The 22,166-nt window shown below is 72.7% G+C and carries 15 protein-coding genes; 10 read left to right on the forward strand and 5 right to left on the reverse strand.

Features of this window, described 5'->3' with window-relative positions; all coding sequences use genetic code 11:
* Positions 1–1,215: a hypothetical protein gene (locus ABD254_RS14995; RefSeq protein ID WP_344249226.1), complete on the forward strand. Its 1,215-nt coding sequence runs from the start codon at positions 1–3 to the stop codon at positions 1,213–1,215.
* Here ABD254_RS14995 and ABD254_RS15000 read toward each other — a convergent pair.
* Positions 1,105–2,385: a hypothetical protein gene (locus ABD254_RS15000; RefSeq protein ID WP_344249227.1), complete on the reverse strand. Its 1,281-nt coding sequence runs from the start codon at positions 2,383–2,385 to the stop codon at positions 1,105–1,107. The two genes, ABD254_RS14995 and ABD254_RS15000, sit on opposite strands and share 111 nt — an antisense overlap.
* Positions 2,386–2,566: 181 nt before the next feature.
* On the opposite strand from ABD254_RS15000, the gene ABD254_RS15005 reads away from it, so the two are divergent.
* Positions 2,567–3,589 (forward strand): acyltransferase family protein, encoded by a 1,023-nt coding sequence (locus tag ABD254_RS15005; protein ID WP_344249228.1) that lies wholly within the window; start codon positions 2,567–2,569, stop codon positions 3,587–3,589.
* Here ABD254_RS15005 and ABD254_RS15010 read toward each other — a convergent pair.
* From ABD254_RS15010 to ABD254_RS15020, 3 genes are all read right to left on the reverse strand, one after another.
* Positions 3,546–4,718, reverse strand: coding sequence for a glycosyltransferase family 4 protein (locus ABD254_RS15010; protein WP_344249229.1), 1,173 nt, complete (start codon positions 4,716–4,718; stop codon positions 3,546–3,548). The genes ABD254_RS15005 and ABD254_RS15010 overlap by 44 nt on opposite strands.
* Positions 4,708–6,168: a tyrosine-protein kinase domain-containing protein gene (locus tag ABD254_RS15015; protein ID WP_344249231.1), complete on the reverse strand. Its 1,461-nt coding sequence runs from the start codon at positions 6,166–6,168 to the stop codon at positions 4,708–4,710. Before ABD254_RS15015 ends, ABD254_RS15010 begins: the two co-directional genes overlap by 11 nt.
* 290 nt (positions 6,169–6,458) lie before the next feature.
* The gene (locus ABD254_RS15020) at positions 6,459–7,160 is read right to left on the reverse strand and encodes an arsenate reductase/protein-tyrosine-phosphatase family protein (RefSeq protein ID WP_344249232.1); all 702 of its coding nucleotides are present in this window, start codon (positions 7,158–7,160) and stop codon (positions 6,459–6,461) included.
* 229 nt (positions 7,161–7,389) lie between these two features.
* On the opposite strand from ABD254_RS15020, the gene ABD254_RS15025 reads away from it, so the two are divergent.
* From ABD254_RS15025 to ABD254_RS15045, 5 genes are all read left to right on the forward strand, one after another.
* Entirely contained in the window at positions 7,390–7,836 is a 447-nt protein-coding gene (locus ABD254_RS15025) for an FAD synthase family protein (RefSeq protein WP_344249322.1), read from the forward strand.
* A gap of 119 nt (positions 7,837–7,955) precedes the next feature.
* Positions 7,956–8,603, forward strand: a complete 648-nt coding sequence (locus tag ABD254_RS15030; RefSeq protein ID WP_344249233.1) for a DUF4190 domain-containing protein — start codon at positions 7,956–7,958, stop codon at positions 8,601–8,603.
* A 113-nt stretch (positions 8,604–8,716) separates the two neighbouring features.
* Positions 8,717–9,778, forward strand: a complete 1,062-nt coding sequence (locus ABD254_RS15035) for a DUF4190 domain-containing protein (protein WP_344249234.1) — start codon at positions 8,717–8,719, stop codon at positions 9,776–9,778.
* Between the two features lie 262 nt (positions 9,779–10,040).
* Positions 10,041–13,694, forward strand: coding sequence for a transcription-repair coupling factor (gene mfd, locus ABD254_RS15040; RefSeq protein ID WP_344249236.1), 3,654 nt, complete (start codon positions 10,041–10,043; stop codon positions 13,692–13,694).
* A 91-nt stretch (positions 13,695–13,785) separates the two neighbouring features.
* Positions 13,786–14,715, forward strand: coding sequence for an aminoglycoside phosphotransferase family protein (locus tag ABD254_RS15045; RefSeq protein WP_344249237.1), 930 nt, complete (start codon positions 13,786–13,788; stop codon positions 14,713–14,715).
* Positions 14,716–14,737: 22 nt separating this feature from the next.
* Here the strand turns inward: ABD254_RS15045 and ABD254_RS15050 are convergent, their stop codons facing one another.
* Positions 14,738–16,018 carry a glycosyltransferase gene (locus tag ABD254_RS15050; RefSeq protein WP_344249238.1) on the reverse strand — a complete coding sequence of 427 codons (1,281 nt, stop codon included), beginning with the start codon at positions 16,016–16,018 and terminating at the stop codon, positions 14,738–14,740.
* A gap of 86 nt (positions 16,019–16,104) precedes the next feature.
* Here ABD254_RS15050 and ABD254_RS15055 point away from each other — a divergent pair, with 86 nt between their 5' ends.
* From ABD254_RS15055 to ABD254_RS15065, 3 genes are all read left to right on the forward strand, one after another.
* Positions 16,105–16,992, forward strand: a complete 888-nt coding sequence (locus ABD254_RS15055; protein ID WP_344249239.1) for a pyruvate, water dikinase regulatory protein — start codon at positions 16,105–16,107, stop codon at positions 16,990–16,992.
* A complete protein-coding gene (ppdK, locus tag ABD254_RS15060; protein WP_344249240.1) occupies positions 16,989–19,691 on the forward strand; it encodes a pyruvate, phosphate dikinase in 2,703 nt (900 codons plus the stop codon). Before ABD254_RS15055 ends, ppdK begins: the two co-directional genes overlap by 4 nt.
* A 107-nt stretch (positions 19,692–19,798) precedes the next feature.
* A complete protein-coding gene (locus ABD254_RS15065; RefSeq protein ID WP_344249241.1) occupies positions 19,799–22,165 on the forward strand; it encodes an arylsulfatase in 2,367 nt (788 codons plus the stop codon).
* The last annotated feature ends 1 nt before the right edge of the window (position 22,166 follow it).

Raw genomic sequence — 22,166 nt, forward strand, 5'->3', positions numbered from 1 at the left:
ATGCGAGCCCTGGTACACATCGGGACCGAGAAGACCGGGACCACGAGCATCCAAGAGTTCTTGTCGAGCCATCGTGACCAGCTCGACAGCGTGGGGATGCACTTCCTCCGGTCCGCGGGGGAACGGAACAACCGGTGGCTGCCGGCGGCGTGCGTGGACCTCGACCGCCCGGACGACTTCTTCTCGACCCGAGGGATCGAGGGCGCCGGCGCGCGAGAACAGGCGGTCGCCGGGTTCGTCCAGCGGTTCCACCAGGAGCTGAGGTCGCTTCCCGAGAGGACCGAGTCGGTGGTCATCTCCAGCGAGCACCTGCACTCCCGACTCGTGTCGCAGGCGGAGGTCGACCGGCTCGCGGGCCTGCTCGGCGAGCACGTCGACGAGGTGCGGGTGATCTGCTACCTCCGCCCCCAGGTCGACCTCTGCTCGTCCCTGTACTCGACGGCGCTCCGCGTCGGTCACACCATCGACTTCGAGACGTTCCTCGAGCAGTGCCACCCGGGCAACCCGTACTACGACTACGCCTCGCTGCTCGACAGGTGGTCGAGCACCTTCGGTCGCGACTCCCTGACCGTCCGGCGCTACCCCCAGGACCTGCGGAACGGCGACCTGCTCGACGACTTCTCGCAATGGCTCTCGATCGACAACCAGGCAGGCAGGGGCCGCGACGTCTCCGCCAGCAACACCTCGATCTCCACCGAGGGGCAGTGGCTGGCCCTGGCGATCAACCGCGCGTTCCCCGGTTCCCGCTCCCGTGATTCCGAGATCGTTCGCGCGCGCGCCGTCGACCTCGTCGCCAGGCGCCTCGCGGGCTCCGGCCGGCAGCCGGATCCGGCGTCCCGGCAGCGGATCCAGAGCGCGTTCGACGAGTCGAACGATGCCGTGCGGGCCCGCTTCTTCCCCGATGACGGCGAGCTGTTCCCCGGGAAGCCTTCCCGCAGCACGCCGCCGACGGACGGGGACGTCGGTCGCGACGCCGCCGTGGTCGCGACGACGGCCGAGGTACTCCGGCTCGTCGCCGACAGCGCGGTCGAGCGGCGCCGGCTCGTCCACCGCGTGCGGCGGGCAGCGGCCGGGGGAGCGCGTCGGATGGTCGGTGTGGTGCCGTCACGCCTCTTTGTGCGTCGCGGATTCACGGACGACCAGCAACAGGCCGAGCGCGATGACGAGTACCGTGAGGCTGCTCGCGAACGGGCTGAAGAAGATGTTCCACAGTGACTTGACGACGAGAAACGTCAAGAGCGCGGAAAGCGTCCGCGAGTTCAGACGACGCACCAGGTGGAGGACGAGCAGCACGGCGAGCGTGACAGCGAGAAGAAGTCCGGGTAGCCCGCACCATGCCCAGAGGTCGCCCGCGAGAGAATGCAGCTCGAACCCGTTCCCGAACATGAAGCGTTCGACGTAGCCGTTGTTGGGGTCGTAGTTGAGTGCCGCCATTCCTTCTTTGGCGACATGTATCTCGCCCGCGGCAGGTGCCGTGCCGCCACCGAAACCGAACGGGAACCTGAAGAGCAGCGCGCTGAATGCGCCGATCTCCGGCCTTCCGCCTGTGATGAGGCTGCCCGAGTACGTGATCTGAAGCTCTGTGCGTTCGCGTGCTCCTTCGCCGAGGAGGCCCTCCAGGATCGCGGCCTGCCCGATGAAGTAGGTCGTCGCGGCCGTAGCGGCGAGGAACGCTGCCGTCCGAAGCGTGGCGAACCACGACCTGCCCGTCGGCCGACGAGCTTGCCAGAGCACGAGGAGCAGGACCAGGATCATGATCGCGCTCGAGGATCGGCCCCCGTTGACGGCCGAGAGGACGGCCAGCCCGACGAGCACCAGCATCTCCGGCCATCGGTGCTTGGCGCGTGAAGCCAGGGCGAGGGTGAGCACCGTGACCGGCACGGAGAACCCGAACCGCCAGGGGTTCTCGGCGAACATCCCCTCGCCAGGGCGAATGGCAAGGAGCATCCCCACCCCGAAGAGCGCGCCGACCAGCCAGGGCTGGAGCCAACGGCGCGTCCACAGGATGTAACCCGTGCCGGCCGCGATGGTCAGCAGCCCGGCCACCACGTCCACCGACCACGCCGGGGACCACTCGTGGTCGCCGGCGCGTGATGCGGTGAGCCACACCGACGACAGTGCGCTGATGGCGACGAGCGCGGCGATGAGCGTGAATCCTCGGTAGGTTCTCGCGTGCCTCCACCAGAGCGGCATGAGGGCGACCGCGACGACCAGTCCGACGGTGACCCCGAAGTCGATGTCGAAGGACGATGCGATCAGGACGACCCCGGCTGCGGCGATCCAGGGCTGGGTGACGTCGAGCGGTGCGATCGAGTCCGCGGTGACGGACGGTGACTCGTGGTGCACATCGGCTCCGTGTCTGGGCTGGCGATCGGCGATCCACATGGATGCAGACCTGGGCCACCGACAGGTTACCGAGTTCAGGTGCCGAGGAACCTGTCCGAGCGGGCGAAATTCGGCGCGACTGCGCCGCTCACGCATGGATCGCGTCTAGTCTGAAGGTCCTCCGCACATAGAGCCGTGGCGGAGCAACCATGCGATTTCTTGGACCAAGAGGTGGCGAGCAATGGCGAGTTCGGTGCGCCTCCCGTGGATCGACGCAGGACGCGGGATCGCCATCTGTCTCGTCGTCCTCTACCACGCGGCACGCTGGCTCGACGCCAGCGGCTGGGAGCGCGTCAACGAATACGTCACGACGCTGAGGATGCCGTTCTTCTTCGTCCTGTCCGGCTTGCTCGCCGTTCGTGTCACGACCATGGCGTGGAGCGAGCTCTGGTCCCGTCGGCTCTCTCTCTACCTGTGGGTGTTCGTCGTCTGGGAGGTCGTCGGAGCACTCGCGTACGTCGTGGGATTCGCGATCAGGGGGACACCGATCGGTCCCCTCGGGCTGGCGCGCGACGTCCTGGTCGCACCGTTGATGCCCGTGTACGAGCTGTGGTTCATCTGGGTCCTCGCGGTGTTCTGCGTCGTGGCACGGCTCCTTCGTCCCGTGCCCCGATGGATCCAGCTCTTGGCTGCGGCGGTCTGCTCGGTCGTCGCGCTCGCGCCGGGCTTCGACCTGGGGAACCTCGGGTGGAACGGCGCACTCAGGTACTTCGTCTTCTTTCTCGCCGGCATGTACGGAAGGGCATGGCTGATCGGCTGGGTCGAGTCGTCGCGAGGCTGGAGAGCGGCCTCGGTCGCCGTGTGGATCGGCGGCGTCGTCGCCGTGCAGGTGCTGGGTCTCGGGGGCGTCATCGGCGGCCGCTTCGCGCTGAGCGTCCTCGGCGTGTTCGCGGGACTCTCGTTGAGCTCGTTCCTCGCGCGCTGGTCGTCGCTGCGTCGACTCGGCGCGAACACGCTCCCGGTGTACGTGGGTCACACCCCGGTGATCATCGTCGTCTCGACGACCCTGCTCGCCACGCTTCCCGCCGAGACCGTCGCGGGGTGGAACCTCCTGCTGTGCCCGGCGCTGGGTGCCCTGGCCATCGCGGTGTCCCAGCTGGCCTACCGGCGCAGCGCGCCGACCCTGCTTGCCTACCTCTACAAGGCGCCGCCGTTCATGGTCAGCCTCGGGAGTCGTCGCTGGGCCCCGATGTCCCGGAGCTGAACGAGTTCCCGCTGGGCTCGAACAGCCACCGGTCGGCCCTGAGCCGTGAGTCCTCGGCCGGCAGGCTGCCCAGGACGTCGGCCGGGTCGAGCGGGGTGGCCACGGCCTTCGTGAGGGCGTCGGCGAGGATGCCCGGGGCACGGTCGCCGTCGACGACGGTGTGGCCGTGCTCGGAGAGCCACGACGCGATGCCCGTCTCGTCCGTCGTCACGACCGTGCACCCGTGCGCGAGGCCCTCGACGATCGGCAGGCCGACCTGTTCGCGCCAGGCCGACATGCGCCGGGACGGCAGCACGACGACGGACGCGCTCCGAAGCTCTTCGTGGATGCGGTCCCGGGGTGGGTCGTGCACGAACGTGACCCGGGGGTCCTCGGCTGCGACCCGCTCGACCTCGTCGTGGAACTGGCCCCGCCCGACGACGACGAGACGCGCCGTCGCCGACCAGGCGGCGAGCCGAGGCCAGGCCTCCAGCACGGTGTCGATCCCCTTGCGCTCGGAGAGGGCGCCGAGGAACAGGACCCGTCCCGGGACCTTGGCGTCGGCCACGGTGCCGCACGAGCACGGGGCGGGCAGCGCGGGGATCGTCCTGGTCTGGGCGCCGACACGCATCGGCCCGAAGACGCGGCCGTACAGGTCGCGCGCCGTGTCGGTCCCGTAGACCACGCGGTCGACCTGGCGCCAGAGGCGACGTGCCAGCTTCTCGTCGAGCCGACGCCCGAGGTGGGGGACGAGCCGCCGCGGCCGGGGCCGGGTGGCCGGGTCGACGTTGCCGATCGCGTACACGACGACGCGGCTGCGCCGCCGCGTCACCAGGTCGCGGAGCCGGACGGCCGAGACGACGTACCAGGACCGGCGGACGCTGGGGATCGCCATCGGCTCGTTGATCTCGATCTCGTCGTAGCCGCGGCGCATGACGAGCCAGGCGGTGCGGAGGTCGCCGGCCTGCTCGGGCGCCAGCTTGCTGGCGAGCGCGCCGTCGAAGTCGTACCGGCTCTCCAGGTACAGGAGGTCGGCGGGCTCGAGCTCGAGGGCGCGCTCGAGGTGCGCCGTGCGCAGCGTCTCGTAGACCCGGACTCGCCGGGTGGGCGCGGAGGCGTCCGCGGACGCTCCCGGGCGCTCAGCTTGCACGGGACGCATCGTCACGTTCGCGCGACCGACCTGACTCGGGCAATGCGGCGAGCTCGGTGCCGAACACGCTCTCCTCACGCGCACGGGAGAAGGGGAAGCGGCGGCGGGTCTCCGCCCGGTAGCCGTAGAACTCCCCGTCCGCGCCCGAACGTGGCGCGAACGTGAGCACGATCCCGAGGATGCGCGCGCTCACCGCATCGAGGGAGCGCAGCGCCTGTCGGAGCTGTTGGCGTCGCACCCGCTTGCAGCCGACCACGGCGATCACCCCGTCGGCCATGGTGGCCAGCACTGCGGCGTCGGACACCGGCAGCAGGGGCGGGGAGTCGATCACGACGATGTCGTACCGGGTGCGGACCGAGGCGAGCAGGTCGCGCATCACCGTCGACTCGATGAGCTGGTGGGGGTTGGGCGGCAACGGGCCCGAGGGCAGGATGTCGAGGTTCGCGATCCCGACGTTCCGCACGACGTCGGCCAGCTCCGCCCGGCCCACCAGCACGGTGGTGAGGCCGGCGGACGACTCGAGCCCGAACGACTCGGACACGGACGGGCGGCGCAGGTCGGCGTCGAGCAGCAGCACGCGCCGGGCGCCCTCGGCCAGGGTGAGGGCGAGGTTGCGGGCGGTGGTGGACTTTCCCTCGCGGGGGACGCTCGACGTGACGACGATCGAACGCACAGGGACGGCCACGTCGATGTACGACAGGTTCGTCTGGATCTTGCGGTACGCCTCCGCCGTGGCGCTCAGGGGGTTGTCGACGACGGCCATCGAGGAGCTGCGCTTGCGCGTCCGGGGGAGCGACCCGAGGACGGGGACGCCGTCGGAGACGAGCGGTTCGATCTCGCGCTGCCCACGTACCCGCGTGTCCAGCGCGGACCAGAGCAGGGCGGTGACGAACCCGAGGGCCAGCCCGGCGACGAACCCGCTGGCGACGAGGAACCGCGTCCGGGGCGCCGACGGGAAGGCCGGCGTGGTGGCCTCGGACACGACGTCCACCGACACCGACTCGTCGCCCGCCGCCGAGCTCGGCGCGAGTCGCTCGACCGTCGTCGAGAGGTTGTTCGCGACCGAGTTGGCGATCGCGGCGGCCTGCTCGGGCGAGCCGTTGACGGCGCTGATCTCGATGATGGACGTGTTCAGCACGGCGTTCGCCGTCACCGCACCGTCCAACGAGCGGCCCGGCGAGTCGATCCCGACGTCCTCGGCGACCGCGTCGAGGACGACCGGCATGTCGGCGAGCGCGGCGTACGAGTCGATGAGGTTCTCCACGAAGGCGGAACCCTGCAGCAGGTCGTTCGTGGTCTCGCCGTTGTTGAGGGAGACATAGACCTTGGCGGTGGCGGTGTACGTCGGCGGCGTGGTCCGCGCGTAGAAGAAGGCCGCCAGCGCACCGACGAGGGCGAGCGCGACGATGACGGCCCACCGCTTGCGCAGTGCTGCGACGTACTCGCTCATATCCACAGGGAGGCTCCTGCCGCTCGTGACAGTGCCATCGTCCCACGTAGGGCGTCGGGAGATACGGTGTGTCGCGTGCACTGATCGTAGAGGCATCGGCTCACGGTCGTCCCAGCGCACGGCACGTCCACTCGGTGCGCAGGAGAACGGCGCCGGCGCCGTTGCCGAGATATCCGCAGCCGATGTCCGATACGCGCATGAGGCCTCCTCCGTGTGACATCAGATCGTACGGATCTCGGCCGGTGCGACGGTGGTCCGGGGCGGGTGAACTCAGCGTGGCCGTCCAGACCTCAGGCAGGCCGACGTCTGCGTCCGTGTCGCGCGTGCGGGACCGGGACCGGGGCGACCGCCATGCGCCACCGCCGGCCCCGCCCGGGTTCCCTGTCCCGGTCCGGGGTGACGTCCGGGCCCGGCTCCGCCGCCTCGGGGCCTGACGGGGGGAGGGGGTGGATCGCTCGGGCGACTTCTTCGACGGCGATCTCGATCGCCGTGAATGCTTCGCGGTATCGCCGCTTGGACCGACCGTGCGGATCGGCGACGTCGAGCGCCGTGGGAGAGAGCGCGAGCTGTTTCCGCTGAGCATTGGCCAGTCGGGGAAGCCTTTTCACCCGGTCCGATTCCGATGCCGATCCCAGCGCGGCGGGTGAAAGGCCGCGAACGAGCGCCGCCGCCTCGAGGAGAGTGAAGGTGCGATGCACCGCTCGAGGGTCGATCGTCACTACCGAGGCCCGCTGCGAGCGGGTCATCGTCAGGATCAGGTCGGCCGACGCGATCATCGGTGCCGAGAGCTGGCGCGCCTCGCCCTCGGGGCCGGTCAGGCCGCGCGAGGCGAGGAGGGCTGACATCGGGTCGTCGATCCGACGGCCGACGAGGGCCTGGGTCCCGGCGCTCGTGACCGTCACCGTGGGCGCGGTGCGTGCGTCGAGAAGCGCTTGGGCCACCGGAGAGCGGCACACGTTGCCGGCGCAGACGATCAGCACCTGGGAGGGCATGTCGGCATTCCTCGAGAAGGTTCGGATGAGTGTCCCGATCTAGGTGACGGGCCGAAACTAACACGACGTCGTATGGCTGCAGAGACGAGGAGAAAAGGGCCCCGACGCATCAGACCGATTTCACCCGCCGCCGTGAAGGTTCACCCCGTCGGAACCTCCAACTTGCTCGTGGTCGCGACCTAGCCTGTGACAAGTGCTGGCCAGCGAGTCAATTCGGGAGGTCGTCGACGTGCGAGTCGGTTACGCGCCGGGCGCGTGGGATCTCTTCCACGTCGGGCACCTCAACATCCTGCGGCATGCCCGCGACCGCTGCGACTACCTGATCGCCGGCGTGGTGGACGACGACATGCTCGAGCTGGCGAAGGGCCGCCGTCCCGTCATCCCCGTCACCGAGCGCGCCGAGATCGTGCGCCACGTGCGCTACGTGGACGAGGTGTTCGTCGAGTCCCAGCCGGACAAGGTCGAGACGTGGCGTCTGCGGCCGTTCGACCTGTTCTTCAAGGGCGACGACTGGCGGGGCACCCCCAAGGGCGAGGAGCTCGAGCGCCGGTTCGCCGAGGTCGGGGTCGAGGTCGTCTACTTCCCGTACACGGTGCACACGTCGAGCACGGCCCTGCGCCGCGCGCTGAGCCAGCTCGAGGGCGCGGCGTCCGGCGAGCTCGTGCTCGAAGGCTGACCCGGTCGCACGGACGGTCGGCCGCGGGTGTCCGCTCCTCCCGCGCCACGGGCCCGGATCGGGCATAGTGGCAGGTGGAGGGCCGTGAGCCGCCCTCGACGCGAGGAGGAGGACCGGCCATGAGCCAGGACGACGGCACGCAGCCGAACCCGTACGAGCCGAGGCCGGACGAGCCGAACCCGCAGCAGCCGGGCACCCCGCCCGACGCGTCGAGGCCGGACCCCTACGCGCACGACCCGTACCGGGAGCCGGGCCCGGACCAGCCTGGCGCGACGCCTCAGGGCGGGTCGCAGCCGGGCCCGTACCCGCCGTCCGACCCCTACGGGCAGGGCGCTCCCGCCCAGGGCCAGCCCGGCTACCCGCAGCACCCCGGTGGCGAGCAGCCCGGCTATCAGCAGCAGGGATACCCGCAGCAGCCTTACGCCCAGCCGTATCAGCAGTACCCGCCGCCGTCGGCGGGCACGGACGGCTTCTCGATCGCCGCGCTGGTCACCGGCATCCTCGGCATGGCGATCATCCCGATCGTGCTCGGCATCATCGGCCTGTCCCGCGTGAACCGCACCGGCCAGTCGGGCAAGGGGCTGGCCATCGCCGGCATCGTGCTCGGCGCCATCGGGGTCGTCGCGTGGATCCTCGTCATCGTGTTCGTGTTCGCCGTCGTCTCCCAGGTGGACCCGAACGATCTCGAGAACCTCCGGAACGAGCTCGAGACGATGGACACGTCGTGGGTCCCGCCGCACGTCGGGGCGGGGCTGGGGCTCGCCTGACCCGGAGTGGTGCCGGTTCCGTGGAGGCGTCGTGACGCCCCCGACCGGCGGGTGACCCGGGGCGGCGCCGGTGCGTAGCATCGGCGTCTCGTCGACCTCGACCCGGGAGATCCATGACCCAGCCACACGGCGCCGACCAGCAAGGACACGATCGGCAGGGTTCCGACCCGCACGGGGTCCCGCACACCCAGGTGCTGCCCCCGCGGCCGTCCGCCGGGGACACCCAGGTCCTCGCGTCGACCTCCGGCCAGCACACGCAGGTGCTGCCGTCCTCGGCCTCGGACGGCACGCAGGTGCTCCCGGCGTCGAGCCCGTCGCCGGCATCGGACGGCACGCAGGTCCTCCCCGCGTCCAGCCCCGCGCCCGCCGCGCACGTGACCCAGGTGCTGCGTGCGCCGTCGGCGGCGGCCTCCGCTCCGGAGCGGACGCCGGTGCTCCCGGAGTCGCGAGCCGCGACCCAGCCCTTCCGCCAGCCCGCCCAGCCGGCCTGGCAGGTGGCGGCCCCGCCGTCCCCCGCGACCGCCGCGTCCGCGACCGCCGCGCCCGCGACCGCCGCGCCCGCGCAGCAGCCGTACCCGCCGGCGCCGCAGCGGCCCGCGCCGCAGCAGGCGACGTCCCAGCGGCCCGCACCCCAGCAGTACGGGCCGCAGCCGTCGGGGGCCGGCACGGAGCCGACGGCGGTCGCGTCCTTGCTGATCGCCCTGCTCGGCCTCGTCGTCCCGCTGATCGGGATCCTCGCCATCGTCCTCGGCGGCATCGCCCTGGACCGCACGCGGCGGCGGGGCACGGGCGGACGGGGGATGGCGAAGACCGGCGTGACGCTCGGCTCCATCCAGGTCGTGCTGACCACGCTGCTGGTGATCGGCGGGCTGATGTTCTGGAACGCCTACGGCGACGACATCGAGAACGGCCTGGCGCAGGCGAGCGAGCTCGCGGGCACGGAGATCTCGGTCCCGGACCTCCTGCTCGGCGGGCTGACCGGGGACTTCTCCTTCGGCGACCTGGGGGAGCTCGGCGGCATGCTCGGCGACGCCGGCGAGCTCCAGGACCTCGGCGGCCAGTGCCAGTCCGGCGACGCGGCCGCCTGCCAGGACCTCCTGCAGAACGTGCCCGACGGCCTGCTCCCGGAGAACCTGCCCGAGAACCTCGAGGACTACCTCCCCGCCGGCCGCTGACCCGCCCCGACCCGGCGCCGAGCACGGGGTTGGCTTCGCTTTGACCCGCTAAAGCGAAGCCAACCCCGTGTTCGGCAAGGGGACGATGCCTCGGCGTAGTCTGGTGCGGCATGCCCGGCACCCCGCCGGCCCCATGGTGCCCTCCGGTAGCGACCGGGGAGCATCACGTGCGTCCCGGGGAGAGCTGGGCCCGTCGTCGTGCCTGCACCGACAGCGCTGCGCCGTCCGACCTGCGCCGTCCGACCTGCCCCGAAGGACCTGCATGAACCTCACCGGCATCGTCCCCGCCCTCCTCGCCGACCCCGGCGCCGCGGCCGCGCTCGAGCACGTCAGGGCGCGCGGCGCCGCCGACGTCGTCGGCCCGGCGGGCGTGCGCGCGCCGCTGCTCGCGGCGGCCGCCGAGCGACGCCCGCTCGTCGTCGTCACCGCGACGGGCCGCGAGGCCGACGAGCTCGCCGCCTCGGTGCGCGCGTACCTGCCCGACGAGCGCGCCGACGACGTCGCGGTCCTGCCGTCGTGGGAGACGCTGCCGCACGAGCGGCTCTCGCCCCGCGCGGACACGGTCTCCAAGCGGCTCGCCGTGTTCCGGCGCCTCGCGCACCCGGCCGCCGAGCCCGGGCAGACCGGCCCGATCCGGGTGCTCGTCATGCCGGCGCGGGCACTGCTGCAGCCGGTGGTCGACGGCCTGGGCGAGCTGGAGCCCGTCGAGCTGCACACGGGGACGACGGCGGACCTCACCGACGTGGCCGACCGGCTCGTCGCCGCCGCCTACTCGCGCGTGGACATGGTCGAGCGGCGCGGCGAGTTCGCGGTGCGCGGCGGCATCCTCGACGTCTTCCCGCCCACGGAGGACCACCCGCTGCGCATCGAGTTCTGGGGCGACGAGGTCACGGAGATCCGCTGGTTCGCCGTCGCCGACCAGCGCTCGCTGGAGATCGCCGAGCACGGCGTGTGGGCGCCGCCGTGCCGCGAGATCCTGCTGACGGACGCCGTGCGCGAGCGCGCGGCCGCCCTGGTGGAGCGCCTGCCGGGCGCGATCGAGATGCTGGACAAGCTGGCGGCCGGCATCGCCGTCGAGGGCATGGAGTCCCTCGCGCCCGTGCTCGTGGACCGGATGGTCCCGGTGCTGGAGCTCGTGCCCGACGACGCGCTGCTGATCCTGGACGAGCCGGAGCGCGTGCGGCGGCGCGCGCACGACCTCGTCGCCACGACCGAGGAGTTCCTCGCCGCGGCCTGGACCGGCGCGGTGGCCGGGGGCGCGGCGCCGATCGACCTGTCCGCGGCGTCGTTCGAGACGTTCACCGAGGTGCGCGACGTCGCCGCCCGCCGGGGGCTGGGCTGGTGGACGCTGTCGAGCTTCTCGCTCGACGCCGGAGACGCATCGTCGGTCGAGCCTGTCGAGACGCCCTCGTCGGTCGAGCTTGTCGAGACCAACCCTGGGGTCTCGACGAGCTCGACCGGCGAGGTCACGTTCACCGTCGGCGCGCGCGACGTCGAGCACTACCGCGGCGACCTGCAGCGCGCGCTCGACGACGTGCAGACGCTGCAGCGTGCGGGCTGGCGGCTCGTGCTCACCACGGAGGGCCACGGCCCGGCCAAGCGCATGGTCGAGCAGCTCTCCGCCGTCGACACGGCCGCCCGCCTCGTCACCGCGCTCGGGGAGGAGCCCACCGGCGGGGTCGTGCTCGTCGCCCCGGCGCTGGTGGGCAAGGGCTTCGTCGCCCCGGACCTCCAGCTCGCCGTGTTCTCCGAGTCCGAGCTCACGGGCCGGCAGGGCTCCACGACCCGCGACATGCGCAAGATGCCGAGCCGGCGGCGCAACGTCGTCGACCCGCTGCAGCTCAAGGCGGGCGACTTCGTCGTGCACGAGCAGCACGGCGTCGGCCGGTTCGTCGAGATGGTGCAGCGCACGCTCGGCGCGGGCGCGAACGCGGCCACGCGCGAGTACCTCGTCATCGAGTACGCGTCGTCCAAGCGGGGGCAGCCGGGCGACCGGCTGTTCGTCCCGATGGACCAGCTCGACCAGGTCACGAAGTACACGGGCGGCGAGTCGCCGTCGCTGTCCAAGATGGGCGGCGCGGACTGGAAGAACACCAAGGCGAAGGCCCGCAAGCACGTCCGGGAGATCGCCGGCGAGCTCATCCGGCTGTACTCGGCGCGCATGGCCACCGAGGGCCACGCCTTCGGCCCGGACACTCCGTGGCAGCGCGAGCTGGAGGACGCCTTCGCGTACGTCGAGACGCCCGACCAGCTCGTCACGATCGACGAGGTCAAGGCCGACATGGAGAAGGCGGTCCCGATGGACCGGCTCGTGTGCGGCGACGTCGGCTACGGCAAGACGGAGATCGCCATCCGTGCCGCGTTCAAGGCGGTGCAGGACGGCAAGCAGGTCGCCATCCTGGTCCCGACGACGCTGCTGGTCCAGCAGCACTTCGATACGTTCTCCGAGCGGTACGCCGGCTTCCCGGTGACGGTGCGGGCACTGTCCCGGTTCCAGTCGGAGAAGGAGTCCAAGGAGACCGTCGAGGGTCTCGGCAAGGGCACCGTCGACATCGTCATCGGCACCCACCGCCTGCTCACCGGGTCGGTGCGGTTCAAGGACCTGGGCCTGGTGATCGTCGACGAGGAGCAGCGGTTCGGCGTCGAGCACAAGGAGACGCTCAAGCAGCTGCGCACCAACGTGGACGTGCTCGCGATGTCCGCGACGCCGATCCCGCGCACGCTCGAGATGGCGGTCACCGGCATCCGCGAGATGTCGACGCTCGCCACCCCGCCGGAGGAGCGCCACCCCGTGCTCACGTACGTGGGCGCGTACGAGGAGAAGCAGATCGGCGCGGCCCTGCGGCGCGAGCTGCTGCGCGAGGGCCAGGTCTTCTACGTGCACAACAAGGTCGAGACGATCGACCGCACCGCGTCCAAGCTCCGTGAGCTCGTGCCCGAGGCCCGCGTCGGCGTCGCGCACGGCAAGATGAGCGAGCACCAGCTCGACCAGGTGATCCGCGCCTTCTGGGAGAAGGAGCTGGACGTGCTGGTCTGCACGACGATCATCGAGACCGGCCTGGACATCTCCAACGCCAACACGCTCATCCTCGAGCGGGCCGACGTGCTCGGCCTGTCGCAGCTGCACCAGCTGCGCGGGCGGGTGGGCCGCGGGCGCGAGCGCGCGTACGCCTACTTCCTGTACCCCCCGGAGCGGCCGCTCACCGACACGGCGCACGACCGCCTGGCCACGATGGCCGCGCACACCGACCTCGGCGCGGGCATGCAGATCGCGATGAAGGACCTCGAGATCCGCGGCGCCGGCAACCTGCTCGGCGGCGAGCAGTCGGGGCACATCGCGGGCGTCGGCTTCGACCTGTACGTGCGCATGGTCGGCGAGGCCGTCGCCACGTTCCGCGGCGACCGCGAGGAGGAGCAGCCCGAGGTCACCATCGAGCTGCCCGTGGACGCGCACCTGCCCGAGTCGTACATCGCCACCGAGCGGCTGCGCCTCGAGGCGTACAAGAAGATCGCGGCCGCGCAGGACGCCGCGGCGCTCGCGGAGATCCGCGCCGAGCTGGTCGACCGGTACGGCAAGCTGCCCGACGTCGCGTCCGCGCTGTTCGACGTCGCCGACTTCCGCAACCACGCCCGCCGCGCCGGCCTCGCCGACGTCACCGCGCAGGGCAAGTACGTGCGGTTCGCGCCGGTGGACCTGCCGGAGTCGGCGCAGCTGCGGCTCAAGCGCCTGTACCCGGGGACCATCCTCAAGCCTGCGATCCGCGCGTTCCTCGTGCCGTTCCCGACGACGGCGCGCATCGGCGGCCGCCCGCTGCGCGGCGCCGAGGTGCTCGCCTGGGCGCGCCAGCTCATCGACGCGATCGTCCTCGGCGACGTGAGCGCCGCCGCGGGGGTGGGCACGCGCGCCGCCGGTTGAGCCTGTCGAAACCCAGGTCGGTTGGCCTCGACCCTTCGACAGGCTCAGGACGGCGCAGGCTCGACCGACCGGGACGCTACGGTTGCTCCCCGTGACCACCACCGACGTCGAGATCACCGCGGACCTGGTCCGGGACCTGCTGCGCGAGCAGCACCCGGACCTGGCCGACCTCCCGATCGACCTGGGTGCCAAGGGCTGGGACAACCAGCTGTGGCGGCTGGGCGACGACCTCGCCGTCCGGCTGCCGTGGGCGACGGACCGCGCCGACGACCTGCTGCGCAAGGAGCACGCCTGGCTGCCGGTGCTCGCGCCGCACCTGCCGCTGCCGGTCCCGGTGCCGCGGCGGCTGGGGGAGCCGGGCGAGCGGTTCGGCCGGCCCTGGATCGTCACGACGTGGGTGCCCGGCACCCCCGCCGACCTGGCCCCGGCCACCCGGCCGGAGGCCGCCGACGTCCTGGCCGCCTTCCTGTCCGCCCTGCACCTGCCCGTGCCGCACGACGCGCCGCGGGGGAGGGTCAGGGGTGGGCCGCTGGTGGACGCCGCCGACGGCGTCGAGCACGGGCTCGCCGAGGCCGGCCGGCTCGGCCTGGTCGCCGACCCGGGCGTCGTGCGCGCCGTCTGGGACGACGCGGTGGCCGCGCCCGCGTGGGACGGGCCGCCGGTGTGGTTGCACGCCGACCTGCACTCGGCCAACGTGCTCACCGCGGACGGCACGTTCTGCGGCGTCGTGGACTTCGGCGACCTGGCCGTCGGCGATCCCGCCTGCGACCTCGCGTCCGCGTGGACGCTGCTGCCGGACGGCGCCCTCGAACGCTTCCACGACGTCTACCGGACGGGCGGCCCGGGTGGTCCCGCCGCCGACGACGCCACGCGACGTCGGGCCCGCGGCTGGGCGGTCCGGACCGCGCTCGGCGGGCTCCTCGTCGGCGACGCCGGCGACCACGGCCGCCCCGGCGGCAAGCCGTCGTGGGGCCCGCCCGCCCGCGCCGCGCTGGAGCGGCTGGTCGCGACGGCGTCCTGACCTCGTACCCGGGCCTGCTGGCTCAGGGCAGGTGACGCTCGATCGCGTCCGCGGCGGCGGGCGCCCCTCCGGCGGCACGAAGGTCGGCGCCGATCCGGGCGGCGGCCGCGGCGTAGCGGCCGTGGGTCAGGACCTGCCCGACGCCGTCACGCACCTGTCGCGCGGTCGGGGTCCCGGTGCGCAGGTTCACCCCTGCGCCGGCCCTCTGCACGCGTGCGGCGATCTCGGGCTTGTCGAGATCGCCGCCGGCGACGACGAGCGGGACGCCGTGCCGCAGCGCCGCGAGCACACCGCCCCAGCCACCGTTGGTCACGACGACGGCGGTGCGCGGCAGCAGCTCGTCGTACGGCAGCATCGTCGCCACGCGCGCATTCGCGGGCAGCGGGCCGGGAAGCGGCGGGGTCCGGGGAGCGAGGCCGACGACGGTGAGGACATCACGCCCCGCCAGCGCCTCGACCGACGGCAGGATGAGGTCGTGCGGGTCGACGTTGTAGGTCCCCTGGGTCACGTGCACCACCGGGACCTCGGCCGTGCGCACGTCGTGCCACCAGTCCGGCAGGCGGGCAGGTCGGGGCGACACGGCGCCGCCCGGCTCCCATGCGATGTCGCCGACGAACCGCGCGAGCCCGGGCCACGACTCCCGCCGGTCGAGGGCCGGTACGCCGCTCGCCACGACGTCGTCGCCACCCAGCCACACCTCGTCCAGCCGCTCGGGCGTGGGGCCGAGCCCGGCGTCGCGTCGCGCGCGGCCGTAGGCGCGGCGCAGCGGCGTGGTCGCGACCTCGAGCGCACCCCACAGCGCGGCGTCGCGCAGGCGCCCGACCGGCCCCGGCAGCGGGTCGAGGCCGAGGAACGGCGGCGGCGCGTCGCGGTCGGGGATCGCCAGGGGCACGACGCTGAGCGCGACGCGGGGGCGCCGCGAGAGCTCGGCCGCGAACCGGGCGCCCAGCGCGAGGGAGTCGGCGGCCACCAGGTCCCAGGGGCGACGGCGGAACTCGTCGTGCAGGTCCGCGCACTGGCCGGCCGCCGTCCCGAGGAAGAGGGCCTGGACGTTGGCGATCATCTGCCGGGCGCCCTTGCGGTCGCGCAGCCGCGGGAAGGTGGCGGCGAGATCCCGTTCGTCGAAGTCGCGCGCGTGTCGCCACGGCACGGGCGTCGCCCCTGCGTCGGCGAACGTCGTCGCGTACGCGCTCCCCGTGTGCACGCGGACGTCGTGCCCGCGTCGCACGAGCTCGCGCGCGACCGCGGCGACGGGTGCGACGTGCCCGGCGAACGGCATCGCCGACATGAGGATGCTCGCCACCGCCCCATCGTGCCCCGGACGAGCCCTCGGCGCTGCGCGACGGGCGCGGGCGATCCGCCGGGAGGCGACGCGGTTAGCCTGGTCGGGTGAACGCGCCGGCGCGGGTCGTCATCCACGTGGTCGCCGACTCGACCGGCGACACGGGCGCCCGGGTGGCGCGCGCGGTGCAGCCCCAGTACCCGGGGCAGGACGTCGTCGTCGTGCGGCATCCCCGGCTGCACAGCCAGGAGGGCCTGGACGACGTCGTGGACCAGCTGCGTGCCGAACCCGCGGAGGCGGTCGTGTTCTGCACGGTGGTCGACGAGACGCTGCACGCCCAGGTCCTCGACAGGTGCGCCGAGCTCGGCATCCCGTGCGCCGACCTGCTGACCCCGGCGCTGGACGCCGTCACCGCGCGCACGGGCGCCACCCCGGCACGGCTGGTCCAGCCGGTGGGGCTCGCCGCCGACTACTTCGAGCGCATCCACGCGATGGAGTTCGCCGTCGCCCACGACGACGGGCACGTCACCGACGCGAGCCTGGAGGAGGCGCAGGTCGTGCTGGTCGGTGCCTCCCGGACCGGCAAGACGCCGCTGTCGATGTACCTCGGCTACCTGGGCTACCGCACCGCGAACATCCCCTTGGTGGCGGGCCTCGCCCCGCCGCCCGTGCTGTCCCGGGTCGCGGCGTGGAAGGTCGTCGGCCTGACGATCGACCCGGAGCGGCTGCTGACGATCCGCCGCCGGCGGGTCGCCCTCATGGGCGCCGGTGGCCACGACGCGGGCCGCCTCGGCGGGTACGCGGACCTTGCGCGCATCTACGACGAGCTCGACGAGATCTCCAGCGTCCAGCGCCGGCTCGGCTGCCCCGTCCTCGACACGACCTCCCTCGCGCTGGAGGAGGCCGCGGGGCGGATCATCGAGCTGGTGACGGCGCGCCGTCGCGCCCATACAGTCCCCGAGCAGGACCCCGAGACGGAGGCGACCGACCGATGACGAGCCAGGCCACCACCCCCAGGACGGACCGACTCGTCTACGACCTCGCCGAGGGCAGCGCTGAGATGAAGCCGCTGCTCGGCGGCAAGGGCGCCGGCGTCGCGGAGATGATCCGCATCGGCGTGCCGGTCCCCGACGGGTTCACCGTCACGACCCAGGCCTGCGTGGCCGCCATGGAGGCGGGCGGCACCTGGCCCGAGGGGCTGTGGGAGGAGATCCTCGAGCATCTCGACGCCTTCGAGCGGCGGACCGGCCGACGCCTGGGCGCGGCCGAGCGCCCGCTGCTCGTCTCCGTCCGCTCCGGGGCCGTCGTCTCCATGCCCGGGATGATGGACACGATCCTCAACCTCGGGATCTCGGACGACTCCGTGGCGGGGCTCGCCGAGGAGTCGGGCAACCCGCGCTTCGCGTGGGACTGCTACCGCCGGTTCCTGCAGATGTACGGCGAGGTGGTCGAGGGCGTGCCGGCGCACGCGTTCGCCGACGAGATCGCCGCGCTGAAGGGGCGCCGCGGCGTCCGGGAGGACACCGGGCTGACGGTGGACGACCTGCGGGAGCTCGTCACCACCTTCCGCGCCGTCGCCCGGCACCACACGGGCGAGGAGCTGCCGACCGACCCGCGCGAGCAGCTGCGCCGTGCGGTGCAGGCCGTCTTCGCGTCGTGGGACACCCCGCGCGCGGGCGTGTACCGCCGGGCGCACGACATCCCCGACGACCTCGGCACGGCCGTCAACGTCATGCAGATGGTGTTCGGCAACCGCGGCGAGGGCTCCGCCACCGGGGTGTGCTTCACGCGCAACCCGTCGACCGGGGCGAAGGAGCTCTACGGCGAGTTCCTCGTCAACGCGCAGGGCGAGGACGTCGTCGCCGGGATCCGCACCCCGCGCCCGCTCGACGAGATGGAGCGGGTGCTGCCGGACGCCTACCGCGAGCTGCTGGACACCATGCAGCGGCTCGAGCAGCACTACGGCGACATGCAGGACATCGAGTTCACCGTCGACGACGGGACGCTGTACCTGTTGCAGACCCGCACCGGCAAGCGCACCGCCGCGGCGGCGCTCAAGGTCGCGCGCGACCTGGTGGCCGAGGGCGTCATCGACCGGGAGGCGGCGCTGCGCCGCATCGAGCCGGCCCAGCTCGACCAGCTGCTGCACCCGGGCCTGGACCCCGAGCACGGGCAGGAGCCGCTCACCCGCGGGCTCAACGCGTCGCCCGGGGCGGGCGTCGGCGCGCTCGTCTTCGACGCCGACACGGCGGCGGCCCGCGGCGAGGCGGGCGAGGCCGTGGTGCTCGTGCGCTGGGAGACGACGCCGGACGACATCCACGGCGTCATCGCCGCGCAGGGGGTGCTGACCGCGCATGGCGGCATGACGTCGCACGCCGCCGTCGTCGCACGGGGGATGGGCAAGCCGTGCGTCGCGGGCGCCGGGGACCTGCGCATCGACGCCGAGGCCCGCACGTTCACCGTCGGGGACACCGTGCTCTCGGAGGACGACACCGTCACCATCGACGGGTCGAACGGCGAGGTGTACGCGGGGGCGCTGGCGCTGGTACCGCCGCAGATCACCGACGACTTCCGCGAGGTGCTGTCGTGGGCCGACGACGTGCGCCGGCTGGGCGTGCGCGCCAACGCGGACACGGGCGCCGACGCCGCCAAGGCGCTCGAGCTCGGGGCCGAGGGCATCGGGCTGTGCCGCACGGAGCACATGTTCATGGCCGCCGACCGGCTGCCGGTCGTGCAGGCGATGATCCTTGCGGAGAGCCCCGACGAGCGGGCCACGGCGCTCGAGCGGCTGCTCCCCATGCAGCAGGCGGACTTCGAGGAGATCTTCGCCGCGATGAGCGGGCTGCCGGTGACGATCCGGCTCATCGACCCGCCGCTCCACGAGTTCCTCCCGGACCTCGTGGAGCAGTCCGTGCTGGTGCAGCGCCTGGAGGACGCGGGGACCGCGGGCCACTCGGCCGGCCAGGAGCTCGACGACGCCCGCGCACTGCTCGCGCACGTCAAGCGGCTCAGCGAGACCAACCCGATGCTCGGCACCCGCGGGGTGCGGCTCGCGCTGCTGTACCCCGAGATCGCGCAGATGCAGGTGCGGGCCGTCGCCCGCGCGGCCCGTGCCGTCCGGGCGCGGGGGCTTGACCCGCGCGTGGAGATCATGGTGCCGCTCGTCGGGTTCGCCGAGGAGCTGCGGCGGATGCGCGACGTCGTCGAGGAGACATGGTCCGACGAGATGGCGCAGGAGGTGCCGGACGGCCTGCCGTACGCCGTCGGCACGATGATCGAGCTGCCGCGCGCCGCGCTGGTCGCCGACCGGATCGCGGAGCACGCCGACTTCTTCTCCTTCGGCACCAACGACCTCACGCAGACGGCGGTCGGGATCTCCCGCGACGACGCGGAGGGCTCGTTCCTGCAGGCCTACCTCGACGGCGGCGTCGTGCCGGCCAACCCGTTCGCGAGCATCGACCGAGACGGCGTGGGCGAGCTCGTGCGGATCGGCGTCCGCAAGGGGCGGGACACCACGCCGGGGCTGAAGACGGGCGTGTGCGGCGAGCACGGCGGCGACCCGGCGTCCATCGCCCTCTTCCACGAGATCGGGCTGGACTACGTGTCCTGCTCCCCGTACCGGGTGCCGATCGCCCGGCTCGCGGCCGCGCGGGCCGTGCTCGACGACGCGGAGCGGTCGCAGCGCCGGCCCTGACCGTCCGCGACCGCGCCGCCGCCTCACCCTGTCTGGGTGATGCGGCGCCGCGGCCCGCTTCCTAGCGTGGTGACGTACTCGTCTCTGACCCGACCGGGGAGGCCGCCATGCGACCCTACGCGCACGCCCGCACGATGCTGCCCGTCCCGGACCGGCCGGCGCCCGGCCTGACGACCTACGACGCCAAGGACCCGGACACGTCCTACCCGCCGATCGAGCCGCTGCTGCCGCCCGAGGGCGCGCCGAACGTCGTCGTGATCCTGCTGGACGACGTCGGCTTCGGGGCCGCCAGCGCTTTCGGCGGGCCGTGCCGCACGCCCACGGCCGAGCGGCTCGCGGCGGGTGGGCTGCGGCTCAACCGGTTCCACACCACGGCGCTGTGCGCCCCGACCCGCCAGGCGCTGCTCACGGGCCGCAACCACCACTCCGTCGGCATGGGCAGCATCACCGAGACGGCGACGTCGGCGCCCGGCAACAGCTCGCTGCGCCCGAACACGAAGGCCCCGCTGCCGCTGACGCTCAAGCTCAACGGGTACTCGACGGCCCAGTTCGGCAAGTGCCACGAGGTGCCGGTCTGGCAGACGTCGCCCATGGGCCCGTTCGACGCCTGGCCCACGGGCGGCGGCGGGTTCGAGACGTTCTACGGCTTCATCGGCGGCGAGAACAACCAGTGGGACCCCGCGCTCTACGACGGGACGACGCCGATCGAGCCCCCCGCCACCGCGGAGGAGGGCTACCACCTCACCGAGGACCTCCTCGACCACGCCTGCGGCTGGGTGCGCCAGCAGAAGGCGCTCATGCCCGACCGGCCATTCTTCGTGTACCTCGCGCCCGGGGCGGCGCACGCCCCGCACCACGTGGCGCCGGAGTGGATCGAGAAGTACCGGGGCGCGTTCGACGACGGCTGGGACGTCCAGCGGGAACGGACGTTCGCCCGGCAGCAAGAGCTCGGCGTCGTGCCGGCGGACGCCGAGCTCACGCCGCGGCACGACGAGATCCCCGCGTGGGACGACATGCCCGACGACCTGCTGCCCGTGCTCGCCCGCGAGATGGAGACGTACGCCGGCTTCCTGGAGCACACCGACGTGCAGGTGGGCCGGCTGATCGACACGCTCGAGGACCTGGAGGTCCTGGACGACACCCTCGTCCTCTACATCATCGGCGACAACGGGGCGTCGGCGGAGGGCACCGTCCAGGGCGCGTTCAACGAGATGGCCAACTTCAACGGGATGGCCGCGCTCGAGACGCCGGAGTTCATGCGCAGCAAGATGGACGAGTTCGGGTCGCCGAGCTCGTACAACCACTACGCCGTCGGCTGGGCGTGGGCGATGGACACCCCGTACCAGTGGACCAAGCAGGTCGCCTCCCACTGGGGCGGCACCTGCAACGGGACCATCGTGCACTGGCCGCGGGGGATCGCCGAGCGGGGCGGGCTGCGGTCGCAGTTCGCGCACGTCATCGACGTCGCGCCCACCGTGCTCGAGGCCGCGGGGCTGCCCGAGCCGGTCATGGTCAACGGCGTGCAGCAGTCCCCGATGGAGGGGACGTCGCTGCTGTACGCCTTCGGCGATGCCGACGCACCGGAGCGGCACGACCTGCAGTACTTCGAGATGTTCGGCAACCGCGGCGTCTACCACCGCGGCTGGAGCGCCGTCACCAAGCACCGGACGCCGTGGGTCATGGTCGGGGGCACGGTGCCGGCGTTCGACGACGACGTGTGGGAGCTGTACGACGGGTCGACGGACTTCAGCCAGGCACGCGACCTCGCCGCCGAGCGGCCGGACGTGCTCGCGAGGCTCCAGCGGCTGTGGCTCATCGAGGCCACCAAGTACAACGTGCTGCCGCTGGACGACCGCACGTCCGAGCGGCTGGAGCCCACGATGGCGGGCCGGCCGACGCTGGTGCGCGGGTCGTCCCAGCTCTTCTACCCCGGCATGGGGCGGCTGAGCGAGAACAGCGTGGTCAGCGTGAAGAACCGGTCGTTCTCGGTGACGACGGAGGTGGAGGTGCCCGGCCCGGGCGCGCACGGCGTCGTCATCGCCCAGGGCGGCCGGTTCGGCGGGTGGAGCGTGTACGTCCACGAGGGCCGGCTCACGTTCGCCTACAACGTGCTCGGCATCCACCTGTACCGGGTGACGGCCGACGACCCGGTCCCGACCGGGACCCACCAGCTGCGGGCAGAGCTCGCGTACGACGGCGGCGGGTTCGGCAAGGGCGGTGACGTCACGCTCTACCACGACGGCACCCTCGTCGGGTCGGGCAGGGTCGAGGCGACCCAGCCGCTGGTGTTCTCCGCCGACGAGACGACGGACGTCGGGTACGAGTCCGGCACGACCGTCTCCCCGGACTACACCGCGCGCACCAGCCGGTTCACCGGTCGCCTCCGCTGGGTCCAGCTCGACGTCGGCGGGCACGACGCCGACCACCTCGTCAGTCCGGAAGAGCGCCTTCGCGTCGCGATGGCGAGGCAGTAGG

Origin of the sequence: Isoptericola hypogeus, assembly GCF_039531145.1 — a bacterium.
GTDB lineage: Bacteria > Actinomycetota > Actinomycetes > Actinomycetales > Cellulomonadaceae > Isoptericola > Isoptericola hypogeus.